The sequence below is a fragment of the Rhodococcus sp. ACPA4 genome, from assembly GCF_002300185.1.
Taxonomy (GTDB): domain Bacteria; phylum Actinomycetota; class Actinomycetes; order Mycobacteriales; family Mycobacteriaceae; genus Rhodococcus_F; species Rhodococcus_F globerula.
Genome location: NZ_NSDY01000001.1, coordinates 2487967 through 2505692, shown reverse-complemented (window position 1 = coordinate 2505692; position 17726 = coordinate 2487967). Strand labels below are relative to the sequence as shown.

General features: G+C 63.0%; 21 protein-coding genes and 4 tRNA genes. 19 read left to right on the top strand and 6 right to left on the bottom strand.

The genetic code is table 11. The features are described from left to right. Window positions 1–61: 61 nt before the first annotated feature. Both CJ178_RS11330 and CJ178_RS11325 read right to left on the bottom strand, forming a co-directional pair. Window positions 62–448 carry a VOC family protein gene (locus CJ178_RS11330; protein WP_033236479.1) on the bottom strand — a complete coding sequence of 129 codons (387 nt, stop codon included), beginning with the start codon at window positions 446–448 and terminating at the stop codon, window positions 62–64. Window positions 449–514: 66 nt separating this feature from the next. Then, window positions 515–1408, bottom strand: a complete 894-nt coding sequence (locus CJ178_RS11325) for a 1,4-dihydroxy-2-naphthoyl-CoA synthase (RefSeq protein ID WP_033236506.1) — start codon at window positions 1406–1408, stop codon at window positions 515–517. Window positions 1409–1491: 83 nt separating this feature from the next. On the opposite strand from CJ178_RS11325, the gene CJ178_RS11320 reads away from it, so the two are divergent. Genes CJ178_RS11320 through CJ178_RS11310 form a run of 3 tightly spaced genes read left to right on the top strand, consistent with a single transcriptional unit; the run spans window position 1492 to window position 3643 of the window. Next, a complete protein-coding gene (locus tag CJ178_RS11320; protein WP_045071274.1) occupies window positions 1492–2136 on the top strand; it encodes a PaaI family thioesterase in 645 nt (214 codons plus the stop codon). A 1-nt stretch (window position 2137) separates the two neighbouring features. Then, window positions 2138–3148, top strand: coding sequence for an o-succinylbenzoate synthase (locus CJ178_RS11315; protein WP_095886714.1), 1011 nt, complete (start codon window positions 2138–2140; stop codon window positions 3146–3148). A gap of 48 nt (window positions 3149–3196) precedes the next feature. Beyond that, window positions 3197–3643, top strand: a complete 447-nt coding sequence (locus CJ178_RS11310; RefSeq protein WP_033236504.1) for a DUF6918 family protein — start codon at window positions 3197–3199, stop codon at window positions 3641–3643. Window positions 3644–3710: 67 nt separating this feature from the next. Here the strand turns inward: CJ178_RS11310 and CJ178_RS11305 are convergent, their stop codons facing one another. Together CJ178_RS11305 and CJ178_RS11300 are read right to left on the bottom strand one after the other, a co-directional pair. Next, complete coding sequence (locus CJ178_RS11305; protein ID WP_095887940.1) at window positions 3711–4538, bottom strand: siderophore-interacting protein; 828 nt, start codon at window positions 4536–4538, stop codon at window positions 3711–3713. 43 nt (window positions 4539–4581) lie between these two features. Next, the gene (locus tag CJ178_RS11300; RefSeq protein ID WP_045071007.1) at window positions 4582–5181 is read right to left on the bottom strand and encodes a flavin reductase family protein; all 600 of its coding nucleotides are present in this window, start codon (window positions 5179–5181) and stop codon (window positions 4582–4584) included. A gap of 67 nt (window positions 5182–5248) precedes the next feature. Between CJ178_RS11300 and menD the strand changes: the two genes are divergently transcribed. From menD to CJ178_RS11280, 4 genes are read left to right on the top strand one after another with little or no spacing between them, the layout of a single operon-like run. Further along, on the top strand, window positions 5249–6862 hold the full coding sequence (menD, locus tag CJ178_RS11295; protein WP_033236476.1) for a 2-succinyl-5-enolpyruvyl-6-hydroxy-3-cyclohexene-1-carboxylic-acid synthase: 1614 nt from the start codon (window positions 5249–5251) through the stop codon (window positions 6860–6862). Beyond that, entirely contained in the window at window positions 6859–7302 is a 444-nt protein-coding gene (locus tag CJ178_RS11290; RefSeq protein ID WP_095886713.1) for a DUF3592 domain-containing protein, read from the top strand. The genes menD and CJ178_RS11290 overlap by 4 nt, the downstream gene beginning before the upstream one ends. Window positions 7303–7359: 57 nt before the next feature. Next, a complete protein-coding gene (locus tag CJ178_RS11285; protein WP_218833721.1) occupies window positions 7360–8502 on the top strand; it encodes a glycosyltransferase family 4 protein in 1143 nt (380 codons plus the stop codon). 37 nt (window positions 8503–8539) lie between these two features. Beyond that, the gene (locus tag CJ178_RS11280; RefSeq protein ID WP_033236474.1) at window positions 8540–9238 is read left to right on the top strand and encodes a demethylmenaquinone methyltransferase; all 699 of its coding nucleotides are present in this window, start codon (window positions 8540–8542) and stop codon (window positions 9236–9238) included. Window positions 9239–9249: 11 nt separating this feature from the next. On the opposite strand, the gene CJ178_RS11275 is transcribed toward CJ178_RS11280, so the two are convergent. Further along, window positions 9250–10512 carry a geranylgeranyl reductase family protein gene (locus CJ178_RS11275; protein WP_045071004.1) on the bottom strand — a complete coding sequence of 421 codons (1263 nt, stop codon included), beginning with the start codon at window positions 10510–10512 and terminating at the stop codon, window positions 9250–9252. A gap of 104 nt (window positions 10513–10616) precedes the next feature. Here CJ178_RS11275 and CJ178_RS11270 point away from each other — a divergent pair, with 104 nt between their 5' ends. Both CJ178_RS11270 and htpX read left to right on the top strand, forming a co-directional pair. After that, window positions 10617–11666 (top strand): polyprenyl synthetase family protein, encoded by a 1050-nt coding sequence (locus CJ178_RS11270; RefSeq protein ID WP_095886712.1) that lies wholly within the window; start codon window positions 10617–10619, stop codon window positions 11664–11666. A gap of 138 nt (window positions 11667–11804) precedes the next feature. Continuing rightward, window positions 11805–12668 carry a zinc metalloprotease HtpX gene (gene htpX / locus CJ178_RS11265; RefSeq protein ID WP_084703053.1) on the top strand — a complete coding sequence of 288 codons (864 nt, stop codon included), beginning with the start codon at window positions 11805–11807 and terminating at the stop codon, window positions 12666–12668. Window positions 12669–12739: 71 nt separating this feature from the next. Here htpX and CJ178_RS11260 read toward each other — a convergent pair whose 3' ends face one another. Beyond that, window positions 12740–13231, bottom strand: coding sequence for a YajQ family cyclic di-GMP-binding protein (locus CJ178_RS11260; protein WP_033236471.1), 492 nt, complete (start codon window positions 13229–13231; stop codon window positions 12740–12742). A 221-nt stretch (window positions 13232–13452) separates the two neighbouring features. On the opposite strand from CJ178_RS11260, the gene CJ178_RS11255 reads away from it, so the two are divergent. The 10 genes from CJ178_RS11255 to rplK all read left to right on the top strand — a co-directional run bounded on the left by CJ178_RS11255 (window position 13453) and on the right by rplK (window position 17646). After that, window positions 13453–13535, top strand: a tRNA-Tyr gene (locus CJ178_RS11255). Window positions 13536–13960: 425 nt separating this feature from the next. Beyond that, window positions 13961–14033, top strand: a tRNA-Thr gene (locus tag CJ178_RS11250). 45 nt (window positions 14034–14078) lie between these two features. Further along, window positions 14079–14151 (top strand) — tRNA-Met (locus CJ178_RS11245). 61 nt (window positions 14152–14212) lie between these two features. Next, the gene (gene rpmG / locus CJ178_RS11240; protein ID WP_003941903.1) at window positions 14213–14380 is read left to right on the top strand and encodes a 50S ribosomal protein L33; all 168 of its coding nucleotides are present in this window, start codon (window positions 14213–14215) and stop codon (window positions 14378–14380) included. A 155-nt stretch (window positions 14381–14535) separates the two neighbouring features. Then, window positions 14536–15021 carry a (3R)-hydroxyacyl-ACP dehydratase subunit HadA gene (gene hadA / locus CJ178_RS11235; RefSeq protein ID WP_172936632.1) on the top strand — a complete coding sequence of 162 codons (486 nt, stop codon included), beginning with the start codon at window positions 14536–14538 and terminating at the stop codon, window positions 15019–15021. Then, on the top strand, window positions 15008–15433 hold the full coding sequence (gene hadB, locus CJ178_RS11230) for a (3R)-hydroxyacyl-ACP dehydratase subunit HadB (protein ID WP_092801960.1): 426 nt from the start codon (window positions 15008–15010) through the stop codon (window positions 15431–15433). The genes hadA and hadB overlap by 14 nt, the downstream gene beginning before the upstream one ends. A gap of 186 nt (window positions 15434–15619) precedes the next feature. After that, window positions 15620–15692 (top strand) — tRNA-Trp (locus tag CJ178_RS11225). 31 nt (window positions 15693–15723) lie between these two features. Continuing rightward, complete coding sequence (secE, locus tag CJ178_RS11220) at window positions 15724–16215, top strand: preprotein translocase subunit SecE (RefSeq protein WP_033236468.1); 492 nt, start codon at window positions 15724–15726, stop codon at window positions 16213–16215. Between the two features lie 83 nt (window positions 16216–16298). Beyond that, entirely contained in the window at window positions 16299–17150 is an 852-nt protein-coding gene (nusG, locus tag CJ178_RS11215) for a transcription termination/antitermination protein NusG (RefSeq protein WP_033236467.1), read from the top strand. Window positions 17151–17211: 61 nt separating this feature from the next. Continuing rightward, window positions 17212–17646: a 50S ribosomal protein L11 gene (rplK, locus tag CJ178_RS11210; RefSeq protein WP_033236466.1), complete on the top strand. Its 435-nt coding sequence runs from the start codon at window positions 17212–17214 to the stop codon at window positions 17644–17646. Window positions 17647–17726 lie beyond the last annotated feature (80 nt).

Here is a 17726-nt window from a genome sequence, read left to right as displayed (position 1 = left end):
AAAATGCCCGCCACGGAAACCGTGGCGGGCATTTTCGTGCGCTCGGAGACTCGCTCGGAGACTACTGCGGCGTTCGGGAGTCGCGTCGGATCGGATGATCGTCCGGAATCTGCACCATGACAATCGGCGTCCCGTCTGGATCGGCGATCCACATCTCGTGAAGACCCCACGGTTCCTGACGTGCCTCTCGGGCAATCTTGACTCCGGCGAGCACCAGTTCCGTTTGCACGGCCGTGAGATCGCGAACCTGCAGCCAGATCGCGCCCCGGAACCCACCGTTGCCTGCGGCGCCGTGTGCGGCGATCTCGATCAACCCCTGTCCGGCGAAGAACACTGTGCCGCCGGGGTATTCACGGGCGATAGCCAACCCGAGGGTGTCTCGGTAGAAGCTCAGAGTCAGCTCGTAGTCGTCGGGGCGCAATATCGTTCGGCTGCTCAGAATCTCCACGGAACCATCCTTCCACGTCTCGCTCGGCGATATCAGAAATGCTCGGTGATCGGAAATACCCAGTGATCAGAAATACCAGGGGTACGGCGACCAGTCGGGATCGCGCTTCTCGAGGAAGGAATCGCGGCCCTCGACGGCTTCGTCGGTCATGTATGCCAAACGTGTTGCCTCACCGGCAAATAGCTGCTGGCCGACCAGGCCGTCGTCCTGCAGGTTGAACGCGTACTTGAGCATGCGCTGAGCTTGCGGGGACTTGCCGTTGATCTTGCCTGCCCACTCGATGGCAACGTTCTCGAGTTCGGCGTGATCGACAACCTTGTTGACCGCGCCCATCTGGTGCATTTCCTCAGCGGAATAGGTGTCGCCGAGGAAGAAGATTTCGCGAGCGAACTTCTGGCCCACCATCTTTGCGAGGTAAGCGCTGCCGTACCCGCCGTCGAAGCTTCCGACGTCGGCATCGGTTTGCTTGAAGCGGGCATGTTCACGACTCGCGAGGGTGAGGTCGCAGACGACGTGCAGGCTGTGTCCGCCGCCGGCGGCCCAACCGTTGACCAGGCAGATGACCACCTTGGGCATGAAACGAATCAATCGCTGCACTTCCAGGATGTGGAGGCGTCCGGCACGAGCCTTGTCGACGGTGTCGGCCGTTTCGCCTTCCGCATACTGGTAGCCGCTGCGGCCACGGATGCGCTGATCGCCGCCGGAGCAGAAGGCCCAGCCGCCGTCCTTCTCGCTCGGTCCGTTGCCGGTGAGCAGCACGGCGCCGACGTCGGACGTCATCCGGGCATGGTCGAGTGCCCGGTACAGCTCGTCGACGGTGTGTGGGCGGAAGGCATTACGTACTTCGGGGCGGTCGAAGGCGATACGAACGGTGCCTTGACTGACATGCCGGTGATACGTGATGTCGGTGAGATTCTCGAATCCGGGAACGGGGCGCCAAAGCTGCGGGTTGAAGGTCACGTAGGTCACGATAGAGGCAGGCATCGTAACCCCGACGAGTACCTGGAGTAGAACATGTTCCCCCACGCGCTAACGTGCAGGTCATGAGCGAACCCACCGTAGAAGGCAAGGAGACCGTCGTTCCCGACGAGCGTCGAGGCGGTTTCCCGGTCTTCCGCCACACACCTGCAGGTCCCGACTTCGGTCGTTTCGTCGAGGCGATGCGCAGGTTGCAGGACCTGGCGGTGTCGACGCACGTCCCTGACGAAGTTCTCGCGGAGATCGCCACGCAAGCGGAGGAACTTGCCGATCGACTGGCCCCGCACGAGGTGCCCGAAGGGGCGTCGCCTGCAGGCTCGAATATTCAGTTGCCTGGTCGCGGCAGTCTCCTCATGCCGCCCTGGACAATCGAGAGATTCGACGCCGAAGGTGTGCGCAGCACCGGCATGTTCCGCCGCTACCACCTCGGTGGCAACGGCGCGGCGCACGGCGGAATCGTGCCGTTGCTGTTCGACGACATCTTCGGCATGACCACCCACGCGGGTGGCCGCCCGATGTCGCGAACCGGTTACCTGCACATCAACTACCGCGCGATCACCCCGCTGAACACGCAATTGGTGATCGAAGGAAAAGTGGATCGGGTGGAGGGCCGTAAGACGTTTGTCAGTGCACGGCTGACCGACCTCGACGGAAAGCTACTTGTCGACGGTGACGCGCTCATGATCGAGCTACTCCCCGGTCAGCCCTGACATGTCTCCCATCTTCGAGTTGCCGTCGTTCGACGATCTGATCGCCGACGCAGTTGTGGTGAGTTTGCCGATGCGGGTGCGTTTTCGCGGGATCACGACGCGTGAGGCGCTGCTTCTGCGCGGCCCGGCAGGATGGGGGGAGTTCGCTCCGTTTGTCGAGTACGACGACGAGGAAGCCGCGCACTGGCTGCGCGCCGGCATCGAAGCCGCGTGGCTCGGCCCCCCGCCTGCGATTCGGGCCACGGTGCCGGTCAACGCCACGGTTCCCGCGATCGACGCGTCGGCGGTGCCGGAATTGTTGGAGCGTTTTCCCGGATCGCGAACAGCCAAGATCAAGGTCGCCGAAAAAGGACAGTCGTTGGCGGATGACATTGCCCGGGTGAACGAGGTCCGTCGGCACATCCCCAATGTGCGTGTCGACGCAAACGGTGGGTGGAGCGTCGACGAGGCCGTTGTGGCGCTGCGGGCGCTGACCGAAGGCGGTGAACTCGAGTACGCGGAGCAGCCGTGCGCAAGCGTCGAGGAACTGGTGCGGGTGCGCGCAGCGGGGACGGGTGTGCGGATTGCCGCGGACGAGAGCATCAGGCGCGCGGAAGATCCGCTGCGAGTGGTGCGCGCTGGGGGAGCAGACGTCGCGATAGTGAAGGTGCCCCCGCTCGGCGGTATGCGCGCGGTGGTCGCGTTGAGTACTCAACTGGCCGAGTACGGCGTGCCGGTGGTGGTGTCCAGTGCGCTCGATACGGCAGTCGGGATGGCGTCGGGGCTCGCGGCCGCAGCTGCGTTGCCCGAGTTGCCGTTTGCGTGCGGATTGGGCACTGGCGGGCTGTTCGTCCGGGACGTCGCAGTTATCGATCCGGCAATCTCGGGTGCTCTGTCCGTCGGCGCGGTCGAGCCTGATCCGTCGATCCTCGCGCAGCTGACGGCCACGCCCGAACGCACCGCGTGGTGGCTGGGCCGCGTCCGCCGCTGTCATCGGATACTCGATCAACGAGGCGCGCTGAATTTCGTATAGTGTCGGGCCCGACCTGATGAACATCAGTCAAGAATGAAGGGATCGAAAGTGGTTGCAGCTCTGAACGAAACCCTGCTCGAGGATTCACGGCTTCCCGCGGTCGTCGCGGACGTGCAGACCTTGATCGACGCAGAGGTTTCGGATAAGTCGGGGGCCTCAGGGCTAGCTCTCAAGGGCGGCTACGGCGCAGTCAAGAAGGTGAGCCCGTCCATCGTGCCGGACGCAGTCACCGCACTTCTGCCCGAATTCGTGGCAAAGCTCGAGCCGTACTGGCAGGAATTCTCCGCCTCGGGCGGCGGAAGCTTCGCGGAGTTCATCACGGCTCGCGGCGACGCCGTTGCCAACTCACTGCTCCAGGTGACGGACGAGCGCATCGAAGGCAGCGACAAGGCCGTCGTCAAGTCGATGTACTCCAAGCTGCGTGGTTCGGCGCAGAAGCACGTAACGGCCGCACTGCCGCGTCTGGGTGATCTGATCCAGAAGCACGCCGCATAAGTTCGACCAGCACGACACAGAGCGGCCCGGGAGGTTTCACTCCCGGGCCGCTCTTCGTTGTGCCAGATCAGTTCGCAGCGTGGCCGTCGCGCCAGAACCCGGTGAACGTGATGTCGGTTTTCGGGAACTTGCGGTCGTTCACGAGGTGGCGTCGTAGCCCGGTGGTGAGGGCTTGCTCGCCGGCGACAAACGTGTACGACGGGCCTTCGGGAAGTTCGGCCGCGCGAACAGCCTCGAGGGCAAGTGCTCCGGGCTTGGTGTCTGTGTCTTCCCGGATGATCCAATGCACGTTCACGTGAGCGAGCTGCGGGAGGTCCTGCTTGTCCTCGACGTTCGGGATCTCGATGAAGACCTCTGCCCGCAGATCGGCGTCTGCGGTCTCGAGAATTCCGGCGATTGCCGGTAGGGCACTTTCGTCTCCGACCAGGAGTTGCCAGGCGCAGTCGGCGGTCGGGTTGTAGATGCAGCCCTCGTCGAGCAGCGCTACCTTGTCGCCGCTCGAGGCCGTGTCAGCCCACGCGGATGCCGGACCGATATCGCCGTGAAAGGCGAAGTCGATGTCGATTTCCGCTGTGTCGCCGAAGAGCCCGGATCCGGCGGGCCGGTACTCGCGGATCGTGTAATTACGCACCACGGGACGGGTGTCCTTGGACATCACCAGGTACTGCGCATACCAGAGGTTGTTTGCCGCGGACGGCAGTCGCAGCTCACTCTGGCCGGCTTGCGGGATGAAGAGGCGGAACCAGTGATCGGCGCCCATCGGGGTGATGGTGCCCAGCTCCTCGCCGGCAATCGTGATGCGGATGAAGGTGGGACTGATCCGTTTGTTCGCGACAACTTCGGCTGACGTGATGCTGCGTGACACCGGTTTCACGAACTTGGAACGCTTGGCCATGACGGAACCCTCGATCGACGACAGTAGGTCAGGCAATCCTAACTTATCGTTTCGGTCTGCTGGGCCGCTCTTTGACGACAACCTCCGGCGGCAGGCCCCATTCCGAGCGGCCCAACCGACTCAAAGGTGCCAACGCCGCGAACTCCGGCAAGCCGTCGTCGGCCAACGCGTCCGGGCGAACCGCGACGGCAACAACGTCGCCCATCACCACAAACGAATCACCGACCTCGATGACCTGGCGCAACGTACATTCGATCGCAACCGGCGATTCCGCGACCCGAAGCGGGCGCACGCGTTCGCTCGGCTCACTGCGAATACCCAACTCGAGAAACTCGTCGGCGCCGGGAGCGTAGGGGGCCGAACTGTCGTTGATCATGTCGAACAGCGACGCCGTTGCCACGTTGATCACGAACTCGCCGGTCGCCTCGATATTGCGCAAACTGTCCTTGCGGCCAACCGAGGTGAACTGCACCACCGGCGGAGCCGCACTGGCCACGGTGAAGAAGCTGTGCGGCGCCAGATTGCCGACGCCGTCGGCCGAGAGCGTCGACACCCAGGCGATCGGCCGCGGAACCACCGTCGCCGTGAGCAACTGGTAGAACCGGCGGGGCGAGGTGTCGGAAGGATCGAAGAGTGTGCGCACTCACACATGGTGCCGCAGACTCGCCCCTCGGAACGGCCCGGCCCGAACATCTGACACTCTTGAAGGCGTGAATCCGTCCACAGCACAAGCCACAGCCGTCGTCGACGAACTGGTTCGTGGTGGCGTGCGTGAAGTCGTGCTCTGCCCAGGCTCACGCAACGCGCCGCTCGCATTTGCCCTTCAGTCCGCAGACATCGAGGGACGCCTGCGTCTGCACATGCGGATCGACGAGCGGACAGCCGGCTTCCTCGCGCTCGGACTGGCAATCGCAGGCAAGCGTCCGGTGCCGATCGTCATGACGTCCGGAACGGCCGTCGCGAACCTCGGACCCGCAGTGCTCGAAGCGAACTACGCACGAGTGCCTCTGGTAGTCCTGAGCGCCAACCGGCCGTACGAAATGCTCGGAACCGGCGCCAACCAGACCGTCGAGCAACTCGGATTGTTCGGCAGCCAGGTGCGCGCCACCATCAGCCTCGGGCTGGCCGAAGACGATACGACGCAGAACAGCCAGTGGCGTTCCGCGGTGTGCCGGGTACTCGCCGCTGCCCGTGGAACCCGGTCAGGCAACGCCGGGCCCGTGCACTTCGACATACCGTTGCGCGAACCGCTGGTTCCCGACGTGCATCTGCAGGGGCCGGTTCCGGAAGGTCGGCCAGGCGGCGCAGCGTGGACCACCACGCAGAACGCAACACTCGACGTCCCCCTCGACCTGGATCTGACCGCAGACACCGTTGTCGTCTCCGGCCACGGCAGCGCGCTGCGACCCGAACTCGCCGGACTGCCGACCGTCGCCGAACCCACCGCGCCGCTGCACGGAATTGCGTTGCATCCCCTGGCTTTGGCACAACTCAAACCCCGGCAGGTAGTCATCACCGGCCGTCCCACGCTGCATCGTCAGGTGTCCAAGGTGCTGGCCGACCCGAGCGTCGACGTCTATGCGCTTACTACCGGGCCGCGCTGGCCCGACGTGTCGGGCAACGTCCTTGCCACCGGAACCCGGGCCGTCGTGAGCGGAACACCGGACCCGGCGTGGATTGCGCGATGCATGTCGCTGACCGAGCACGCCGACGCGGCCGTCGCCAAGCAGCTGGCTGCCCACCCCAAGGCCACCGGCCTGCACGTAGCCGCAGCGGTGATGGGTTCTCTGGGCGACGGTGACCAGTTGCTGCTCGGAGCTTCCAACCCGGTGCGCGACGCGGCGCTGGTGAGTTACCCGAAGTCGTCGGTGCGAGTGCTGTCCAACCGCGGCGTCGCCGGGATCGACGGCACGGTCTCGGCCGCGGTCGGCGCTGCTCTGGCCTACGACGAGGGACGAACAATCGCCCTGATGGGCGACCTCACCTTCCTGCACGATGCCTCCGGCCTGTTGATCGGGACCGGGGAACCGCGGCCTCGCGACCTCACGATCATCGTCGCCAACGACGACGGCGGCGGAATATTCGAACTGCTCGAGCAAGGCGATCCGCAGTACGCCGGAGTGTTCGAGCGTGTCTTCGGCACGCCACACGGCATGGACCTGGCAGCACTGTGCGCCGCCTACCGCGTTCCGCACACCGCCGTGAGCGTCGACAAGCTCACGGAAGCGCTGGCACAACCCGCTGCAGGTATCCGGGTTCTGGAGGTTCCCACCGACCGCAGCGGTTTGCGGGAACTGCACGCATCAGTGCGAGCGCAACTGTGAGCGACGTGGTTCTGCGCCGTGTCCGCATCGGAATCCTCGTCGTTGCGATCGGCATTTCGGTTCTCGCGGTCATCCTCGTACTCGGTGCCTGGCGGAACGACCGGACCATCGAATCGAACATGGGGACCGCAACCGCCGAGGTGCTCTCCGCCGGTTCGCTGCGGTCCGCTATCAGCTTCGTGACGCCGGACGGCGCGAACCACAATCCCGAACTCGGCGTGCTCTATCCCACCAATCTGACTGTCGGACAACGCATCGAGGTCGAGTACTACAAGACCGACCCCGACCTGGTCCGGGTGGCCGGCCGCAGCGCGAGTGTCGCGCTGATTCCCGCCGGATCGGTCATCGTCGTGACGTGGCTCCTGGCCGGACCCGCCGTCTGGTACCTGCGCAAACGTGAGGCTCTGGTGCGCACGTCAGAGCCCGTCACCTCGAATTAGCCTGCGCTTCACACGAACACGGCACGGACTTTCCCTCGCACTGTCACCGTGATCGGTGTGAGAGTAGCCATCGTTGCGGAGTCATTCCTGCCCAACATGAACGGCGTCACCAACTCGGTCCTACGCGTGCTCGAACATCTCGACCGAACCGGCCATGACGCGATGGTCATCGCGCCGGACGCCGTGGGAAATGGGCACGCCCCCACCCGGCACGAAGGCGTCGCCGTGCACCGAGTGCCTGCCGTCATGGTTCCGAAAGTCAGTTCGCTACCGGTCGGACTGCCACAACCACGATTGACCGCCGCCGTTCGCGCCTTTGCGCCTGACGTCATGCACCTCGCGTCGCCCTTCCTCCTCGGCGCCGGGGGAGTAGGCATCGCCAAACGACTCCACGTTCCTACCGTCGCCGTCTATCAAACCGATGTCGCGGGCTTTGCCGAAAGCTACGGACTCGGCCTCACCAGCAGGGCAGCGTGGGCGTGGACCCGGCGAATTCACAAGAGCTGCACCAGAACCCTCGCGCCGTCCACCTCCGCCGTCGACGCCCTCGAAGAACACGGAATTCCCCGGGTCCACAAGTGGGCGAGGGGCGTCGACGCAGCAAGATTCGCGCCGTCGCGTCGTAGCTCCGCTCTGCGCCGCACCTGGAGCGGGGACAGTGATCGCCTGGTTGTCGGCTTTGTGGGACGGCTGGCACCGGAGAAACACGTCGAACGATTGTCCGCGCTGGCCGGAGATCGCAGCCTGCAACTCGTGGTCGTCGGCGACGGGCCGGACCGAGAGCGCTTGCGCGCGCTGTTGCCCGACGCGGTTTTCACCGGCGCACTCGGCGGAACCGATCTTGCCGAGGCCTACGCCAGCTTGGACGTTTTTGTGCACCCGGGAGAGCACGAGACGTTCTGCCAAGCCGTCCAGGAAGCGCTGGCGAGCGGTATACCCGTCGTCGGGCCGGACGCGGGCGGCCCTCGGGATCTTGTCTCGCATTGCCGCAACGGCTACCTCCTGCCGGTGGACAGATTCGGCGAACTTCTACCCAGCGCAATCGACGCCCTCCGTCAGCGCGATCTGCGAGTGCAGTTCGGTTCGGCCGCTCGGCGGTCGGTCCTGCACCGGACGTGGCCGGCTATCTGCGACGAGTTGCTGAATCACTACGAGGACGTGCACGGTCTTGGCCGGCGAACAGGCGCCCGAGCAGCCTGAACCAGCCCACTTCGCGAGTGTTGGTAGCGTTTGACGTGTGGCGACTACACACGGAACCCGGGCAACTCTCGACAAACAACCGCGCGAGGTCGCGTCGATGTTCGACGACGTCGCCGAGCGATACGACCTGACCAACACCGTGCTTTCCTTCGGCCAGGACAAAGGCTGGCGCAAGGCAACGCGAGAGGCCCTCGATCTCAAGCCGGGCGAGAAGGTTCTCGACCTCGCCGCAGGCACCGGAGTCTCGACCGTTGAACTGGGCCGGTCGGGCGCGTGGTGCGTCGCCACCGACTTCTCCAAGGGCATGCTGCAGGCAGGTCGCTCCCGCAAAGTCCCGATGGTGGCCGGCGACGCCATGTTCCTGCCATACGCCGACGACGTATTCGACGCCGCGACCATCTCCTTCGGTCTGCGCAACGTCTCCGATTTCGAGGCCGGCTTGCGGGAGATCGCCCGCGTCACCAAGCCAGGTGGACGCCTTGTCGTCAGTGAGTTCTCGACGCCCGTCTTCGGGCCCTTCCGCACCGTCTACATGGAGTACCTCATGAAGGCACTCCCACAGGTGGCCCGCGCCGTCAGCAGCAACCCCGACGCGTACGTCTACCTCGCCGAATCCATTCGCGCCTGGCCGACGCAGGAAGAACTGGCACGCAAGATCGAGGCAGCCGGGTGGAAGAACGTCAAGTGGCGCAACCTCACCGGCGGCGTCGTGGCGCTACATCACGCGACGCGCTGAACCTGCTGTAATCAGCCGAACAGCGGACGGGAGTCGATCCTTCGGGATGCGGCTCCCGACGCTCGCCAGGCCCGCGCCGTCAGATCAGCGTCGGCGTCGGTGACGAGGTTGCCCATCACCCTGACCGCGACGGTCATCATTGCCTTCGACCGCATCGCGATCGGGCCGGACGCGGGGAGGAACCGCGGAACCGTGAGCAGCCCGGCAAGACGCCGCGCGACGGAGAACGCCTGCCCGTAATGCTCGCGTAGGACGCTCGGCCACAGTTCGGTCAGATCGCCGTCGCCGAGGTGTTCGACGATCAACCGTCCACCCTCGAGGCCGTAGTCGATACCCTCGCCGTTGAGTGGATTCACACACGCCGCGGCATCGCCGATGATCGCCCAGTTACGGCCGGCGATATTGGATACCGCGCCGCCCATCGGTAGCAAAGCTGAAGCAACGGAATGGATTTCACTGTTCCACTGCCATTCGCCGCGGCGCTGATCGGTGTACAGATCCAGGAGCGGGCGCAACGCTCCGGGGGCCGGCCGCTTGGCTGTCGCAAGGGTGCCGACGCCGATGTTCACCTCGCCGGTGCCCAGCGGGAAAATCCAGCCGTATCCCGCCTGTAGGGTGCCGTCGCCGTCACGCAGTTCCAGGTGCGACGTAATCCAGGGATCGGCGCTGCGGGGAGTTCCGACATAAGCGCGCGCGGCCACTCCGTACGCGGTGTCCCGATGCCACTGCCGCCCCAGCTTCTTGCCGAGCGTCGAACGAACACCGTCGGCGACGATGAGGGTCTGGCACCGCAGAGTGCTGGTTCCCGAGGGGCCGGACAGCACAACTGCACTGACCCGATCACCGTCACGGTCGACGTCGACGGCTTTGGTGCCTTCCAGCATCACCGCACCGGACTCGATCGCGCATCGTCGGATCCGATCGTCCAGCTCGGCGCGGGGGACAGCGCTGCCGATAGAGGGGAACGCTGTGGACGGCCACTCCATTTCCAGCTCTTGGCCGAAGCCTGATAGCCGGAGCCCCTTGTTCGTCGTGTGTGACCTAACCCACTCTCCGAGGCCTAGTCGATCAAGCTCGGCGACGGCCCGCGGAGTGAGTCCATCACCACATGTCTTGTCTCGGGGGAACACGGCCGCATCGATCAGGACGACGTCGCGGCCACTGCGCGCGGCCCATGCAGCGGCCGAAGAACCCGCAGGACCTGCACCGATGACCACAATGTCAGTTTCGGTCGGCTGGGAATTCACGGCGGGGGACTGCTCTTCGGCGGACACACTCACATCTTCCCAGGCTCGTGATCGAGACCGTGGCGAGGCCGTGCCAAGTGCGAACCGCTAGGTTCACTACCGTGGGAACCGAGCCGTCACTGACGACAGGAATGGGTACTGACATCGTGAGCACCGAAAAAACTGCTGCCGACACAACGGCAGTGAGCACCGTCGTAGCGGGCATAGACCTGGGCGACGAGAAGCTTGCTGATGTTGTCCGTAGTGGACTCGCCGATGTCGAAGAGTTGTTGGTCAGCGAGCTGTCCGACGGGGAGGACTTCCTCACCGAAGCCGCCCTGCACCTCGCGCGCGCAGGTGGCAAGCGGTTCCGGCCGCTGTTCACGATCCTGACGGCCCAACTCGGACCCAATCCGACCGATCCGTCCATCGTCACCGCTGCCACGGTCACCGAACTCGTGCACCTCGCGACGCTCTATCACGACGACGTCATGGACGAGGCGGAGATGCGCCGCGGCGCACCCAGTGCAAATGCTCGCTGGGGCAACAGTATTGCCATCCTCGCCGGTGACTACCTGTTCGCTCACGCGTCAAGACTGGTGTCGACGCTCGGGCCCGAAGCCGTTCGCATCATCGCGGAAACGTTTGCCGAGTTGGTCACCGGACAGATGCGCGAGACGATCGGTGCCAGGCAGGAACAGGATCCGATCGAGCATTACCTCAAGGTCGTGTGGGAGAAAACCGGTTCGCTGATCGCCGCTTCCGGTCGATTCGGTGGAACTTTCTCGGGATCCGACGCCACCCAGATCGAACGACTCGAGCGACTCGGCGACGCCGTCGGCACCGCATTTCAAATCGTCGACGACATCATCGACATCTCCTCCGTTTCGGAACAGTCGGGTAAAACCCCTGGCACCGACCTGCGCGAGGGAGTCCACACGCTTCCTGTGCTGTACGCCTTCGAGGAAGAGGGCGCCGACGCGGATCGTCTTCGCGAGCTGCTTGCCGGCCCGGTCACCGAGGATGCTGACGTCGAGGAGGCTCTCGCCTTGCTCGAACGTTCACCTGGAATGACCAAAGCCAAAGCAAAGCTGGGCGAATATGTCGATGCAGCCCTGGCTCAGCTGGCAGAGTTGCCGCAAGGCCCAGCCAACGACGCCCTGGTTCGCTTGATCGATTACACGGTTCGACGGGTTGGCTGACGTTTAACCGCATACACCGTTCGCGTTGCCGCGGGAACCTGAACACCCTTGCTCTTCGTTGTGCTAACGGGTCGGCTGCAAAAGCCGCGAAGTTACACGCGAGCAGTCGAGCTCGTTACGGGTAAGGGGTTGAGCGCTGTGCACGGCTACGCAAACGGAGCCAAGACTTTCGGGCTGCTGCTGGGCATGTCTGCCCTGATCGTGTTCATCGGATCGTTGTTCGGCAACCCGACCATCTTGTGGTTATCCGTACTCTTTGCCGTCGGAATGAATGCCTACGTCTATTTCAACAGCGACAAGCTGGCGTTGCGGTCGATGCATGCCCAGCCCATCACCGAGGTCGAAGCGCCCGTGATCTATCGCATCGTGCGCGAACTGGCGACTACAGCGCATCAGCCGATGCCCAGGCTCTACATCAGCCCGACCAACGCACCGAATGCCTTCGCAACCGGCCGTAATCCGCGCCACGCTGCGGTATGTGTGACCAGCGGAATCATGGGTTTGTTGAACGAGCGAGAACTGCGAGCAGTACTCGGGCACGAACTCTCACACGTCTACAACCGGGACATCCTGATCTCTTCGGTCGCCGGGGCCATGGCTGCCGTCATTTCCGGCCTGGCGAACTTCGCGATGTACGCCAGCATGTTCGGCGGACGAGGCAACGGTCAGGGAAGCAACCCGATTGCATTGCTGCTGGTCTCGCTTCTGGGACCGATCGCCGCCACCGTGGTCAAACTGGCGGTCTCGCGCTCACGGGAGTATCAGGCCGATCAATCGGGAGCCGAGCTCACCGGTGACCCACTGGCGCTGGCGTCGGCGCTACGAAAGCTGGAGGCAGGTGTAGCGGCGGCTCCGTTGCCCCCTGAGCCTCGATTGGCGGCTCAGTCGCATCTGATGATCGCAAACCCGTTCCGGGCGGGGGAGAAGATGAGCAGGCTCTTTTCGACGCATCCGCCGATGGCGGAGCGAATCGAGCGTTTGGAGAAGATGGCGGGCATGTAGGGGCCTTCGGCCCCGGTGCGCCTTTCTGGTCGTCGGAACTACCAAAAAGGCGCACAGGGGCGCAGCCCCTACTACCGGTAGTTCACGAACTGCAGGGCGATCCCGAAGTCCTCACCCTTGAGCAGGGAGATGACGCCCTGAAGGTCGTCGCGCTTCTTGCTGCTGACGCGCAGCTCCTCACCCTGGATCTGTGCCTTGACGCCCTTGGGGCCCTCGTCACGGATCTTCTTGGTGATCTTCTTCGCGTTCTCACTGGAGATGCCCTGGACCAACGTTCCGGACAGTTTGTAGATCTTTCCGGACTGTGCCGGCTCTCCCGCATCGAATGCCTTCAGGGAGATGTCCCGGCGAATCAACTTTTCCTTGAACACCTCGAGGGCCGCCAGCAAGCGCTCCTCGGTGTCGGCGTTCAACGTGATCGTTTCTTCACCCGACCACTCGATCGACGCACCGGTGTTCCGGAAGTCGAAGCGTGTGGTCAGCTCCTTGGCAGCTTGATGCAGGGCGTTGTCCACCTCTTGACGGTCTACTTTGCTCACCACGTCGAAGGACGAATCAGCCACTTCTACACTCCCGCTTTCCGGTAGTCACAACATCGGGTCTGCCCACCTTCCGTGCCGGTGGACACCTCGACGTTATCGGGTCGGCACCGCCGCTCACCACCCGGTTTGCAAAATGGGGGTGGGTTCGTTGTATTCTTCTTTCCGCACCAAGGAAGCCGTTCTTGGCCGCTGCGCGCCGCGATATACTTGCGAGTGCATCGGATCAAGACCTGGTGCAGCACGGCAGATTGCCCGAGCGGCCAATGGGAGCGGACTGTAAATCCGTCGGCTTATGCCTACGTAGGTTCGAATCCTACATCTGCCACACCAAGTCAGCCCCGATCCTGAATCAGGATCGGGGCTGACTTTTTTGTGTTCGGCCCCGGCTGCGCCAGCTCAGTCCGTTCCGGTTCCGATCGCGTCGAGTAGTCGAAGGCGCAGCAGTAGGTAGATAGAGAGTTGTAGATGCAGAGAAGCAGTGCGCTGTCGGCCGAGACGCGGTGTGGTTGTTCTCAGTGTCGTCGTTCTCAGCGTCGTCGTTCTCGGGCACGAACGGCCGTAATTAGGCACGAGTGGCCGTCATTGGGCGGATATCCGTTGCGTCAAAGGCCTCGCCATGGGCTCGGATCGGTGCAACAATGGGCTGCGGCACTGATTTTGCCCCGATGACCTGGCGATTTGGTGCTGGAGCGCGTTCGTGTGTAATCTTTCGGAGGCTTCAAGAGAGCGGCAACGCACTCCGGAAGCCACGCCCCCTTAGCTCAGTCGGTAGAGCGTTTCCATGGTAAGGAAAAGGTCAACGGTTCGATTCCGTTAGGGGGCTCGCTGGATTGTGGTGCCGCGCTTTTTGCGCGACACTCGACACCGAGGCGGTGTAGCTCAGTTGGTAGAGCAAACGACTCATAATCGTTGCGTCGCCGGTTCAAGTCCGGTCACCGCTACACAATATGCATGATCCACCCTGATTGTTCGTAATCAGATACACCCGAAAGAAGGCATCCCGTGGCCTCCTCGACCGACGTTCGGCCCAAGATCACCTTGGCCTGCGAGGTATGCAAGCACCGTAACTACATCACCAAGAAGAATCGGCGCAACGACCCCGATCGCCTGGAGCTCAAGAAGTTCTGCCCCAACTGCGGAACCCACCAGTCGCATCGCGAGTCGAAGTAGCAAGTCCTTAACGGGACGACGATTTTCGCGGAAGACCCTCTTGGGGCCTGCGTCTTCGGGTCCTAGCTAGAAGAGAGTTTCTCCGCGTGACTGATTTGCAAGAGAACAAGGCAGCGGCCGAGGTCCCTACGGACCCGGCCGCTCATGCCGTCCAGATGGTCGGTCACCATTATCGTGTCGAAGACTTCTACGAGGTCGGGCGCGAGAAGGTGCGCGAGTTCGCTCGCTCCGTCCAGGATTCACATCCTGCGCATTACGACGAAACCGCTGCAAAGGGCCTCGGATACGACGGCCTGATTGCTCCGGTGACGTTTGTTGCGATCGTCGGCGGCATTGCCCAACGTCGACTCTTCGAAGAAGTTGTCACCGGCTACGACTTGAGTCAGATTCTCCATACGGATCAACGGATCGTGCTTCACGAACCGATTCAGGTGGGGGATCGACTGTTCTGCGACGTCTATCTGGATTCGTTCAGGCAGGCTGCAGGTAGTGACATCATCGTGACCAAGAACATCATCATCAACCAGCACGGTCGAGAGACCGTCACGATGTGGACAACCCTGGTTGCCCGCACCGGTGGTGAGGTGGACGAGAACATCGCCCACGCAGTCAAGGATGTGATGATGCATGTCGCTCCGTAAATTTTCCGACGTGAATGTCGGCGATCTTCTTCCTGAGAAGACCGTCACCCTCACGCGCGGAAACCTCGTCAATTACACGGGCGTATCGGGAGATCCAAACCCGATTCACTTCAGTGACGAGGTTGCTCGACTTGCCGGCCTGCCCGATGTGGTGGCGCACGGCATGCTCTCCATGGGCATGGGTGCCGGATACGTCACCGAATGGCTAGGGGACCCGGGTGCGGTAACCGAATACAATGTACGGTTTACTAGTCCGGTAATCGTGGCAGCCGACAAGGCCGCCGAGATCGAGTTCACCGCCAAGGTGAAGTCGATCGACGAAGACAGCAAGACTGCAGTACTGGCAATTGTGGCAAAATCCGAAGGTAGAAAAATCTTCGGCCGCGCCACGGCCACAGTCCGTCTGGCCTGATAGCCGGGTAGATTGTGTTTGTTCCGGGGCTTTGAAGTACACTGAGATTTCTGGGATTCCTCAGCGCTGCGCGCTGCCCTGAACGTCGCAAGATGTTCACATCGGGTAGCGCGTATGTTGTGTGATCGCAGAGCGGTTAACCGAACCAGCAGGGCATGAAAGTGCCGGGCTGCGGACGTCAACCAAAGGGGCGTAGCTCAACTGGCAGAGCAGCGGTCTCCAAAACCGCAGGTTGCAGGTTCAAGTCCTGTCGCCCCTGCCCCCGGATGCCAGCGACTGAGAGGAACGACGTGAGCGAGGATCGCGACAAGCGCGACGCCGACGCTTCGGACGCGGAGACTTCACCGTCTTCCGCTTCGAAGGCTGTCGACGACACTGCAGCTGACGCGGCCACGCGTTCCGATCTTTCGCTGGACAAGGGAGACGCCGTAGAGGCGGCTTCCGCATCAAGTGGGGTTTCCAACAAGCCGACCGGCAAGCGCGCTGCACGCGGCGCCTCGGTTGCAGCGTCCACCGTGAAGACTCCGGCACGGACGGCGTCGCCGAAGGCGACTGCAAAGAACCCCGGCAAGAACCCCAAGGCGAAGAAGGACAACCTCTTCAAACGCCTTCGCAAGTTCTTCCGCGAGGTCATCGCAGAACTCCGCAAGGTCATCTGGCCGAACCGTAAGCAGATGGTCACTTATACCAGCGTCGTGCTGGCGTTCGTGGTCTTCATGGTCGCTTTCATCAGCGGCGTCGATATCGCTGTGATCAAGGGCGTTACCTGGCTGTTCGGCTGATTGTCGAATCGTCGGGCGTCTTTGCCTGCGAGCGCGAGAAAGACCCGCACGGGTCCGAGTAACGAGAGGAAGCGAGTGCCCCAGTGAGCACCCCCGAGAACGACACGAATGAGGCCTTGGCCGAAGAGCGTGTTTCTGCCGAGGCGGCAGCCGAAGTAGACGTCGAGGCTGGCGAAGGCACCGATACCGACGCTGCCGAAGACGCTGCAGACGGCACCGAAGCCGCGCAGACCGAGGCAACCGAGGACATCATCTCCGAGGACGCCGAGAACTCCGACGACGCTGCTCCGGCAGCCGACATCGAAGTAGAAGATCCGGTTGCGGAACTGAAGGCTGCTCTGCGCCGCGCACCAGGCGACTGGTACGTCATCCACTCGTACGCCGGTTACGAGAACAAGGTCAAGACCAACCTCGAGACCCGCGTTCAGAACCTCGACGTCGGCGACTACATCTTCCAGGTGGAAGTTCCCACCGAAGAGGTCACCGAGATCAAGAACGGCCAGCGCAAGCAGGTCAACCGCAAGGTACTCCCCGGCTACATCCTGGTCCGCATGGAACTCAACGACGAATCGTGGGGCGCAGTGCGCAACACGCCTGGAGTCACCGGATTTGTCGGTGCCACCTCGCGTCCGTCGCCGCTGTCTCTCAACGACGTCGTCAAGTTCCTGCTTCCTCAGCAAGAGCAGAAGAAGCAGCAGGCTGCAGCAGCTGCCGTCGCAGCAGGCGAGGCGCCGGTCGAGTCCTTCGGTAAGCCCCTCATCGAGGTGGACTTCGAGATCGGCGAATCCGTCACGGTCATGGACGGCCCGTTCGCGACATTGCCTGCCAGCATCAGCGAGGTCAACGGAGAGCAGCAGAAGCTCAAGGTCCTCGTATCGATCTTCGGACGTGAAACTCCGGTTGAGTTGAACTTCAACCAGGTCGCGAAGATCTAACCCCCACACTTGCACTGTTAGACGCAAGACACACACCCAAGCTAGAAACTAGGAACTAGAGATGCCCCCAAAGAAGAAGAAGCTCGCCGGGCTCATCAAGCTGCAGATCCAGGCAGGTCAGGCTAACCCTGCACCTCCCGTGGGTCCCGCGCTCGGTCAGCATGGCGTGAACATCATGGAGTTCTGCAAGGCCTACAACGCGGCGACTGAGTCCCAGCGCGGCAACGTTGTGCCGGTCGAGATCTCGGTCTACGAAGACCGGACCTTCGATTTCAAGCTGAAGACCCCTCCCGCTGCTCGACTGCTCCTCAAGGCAGCCGGCGTAGCCAAGGGCTCCGGCGAACCGCACAAGACCAAGGTTGCCTCGGTAACCATGGATCAGGTGCGCGAAATCGCGAAGACCAAGGCTGAAGACCTCAATGCCAATGACATCGAGCAGGCCGCGAAGATCATCGCCGGCACCGCTCGTTCCATGGGCATCACGGTCCAGGGCTAATTCAGAAGCTCCACAGCATCACGTGGGAGGGCCGGCCAGGCCCTGACCACAACTGAACCATTCACCACTGCATCAAGTAA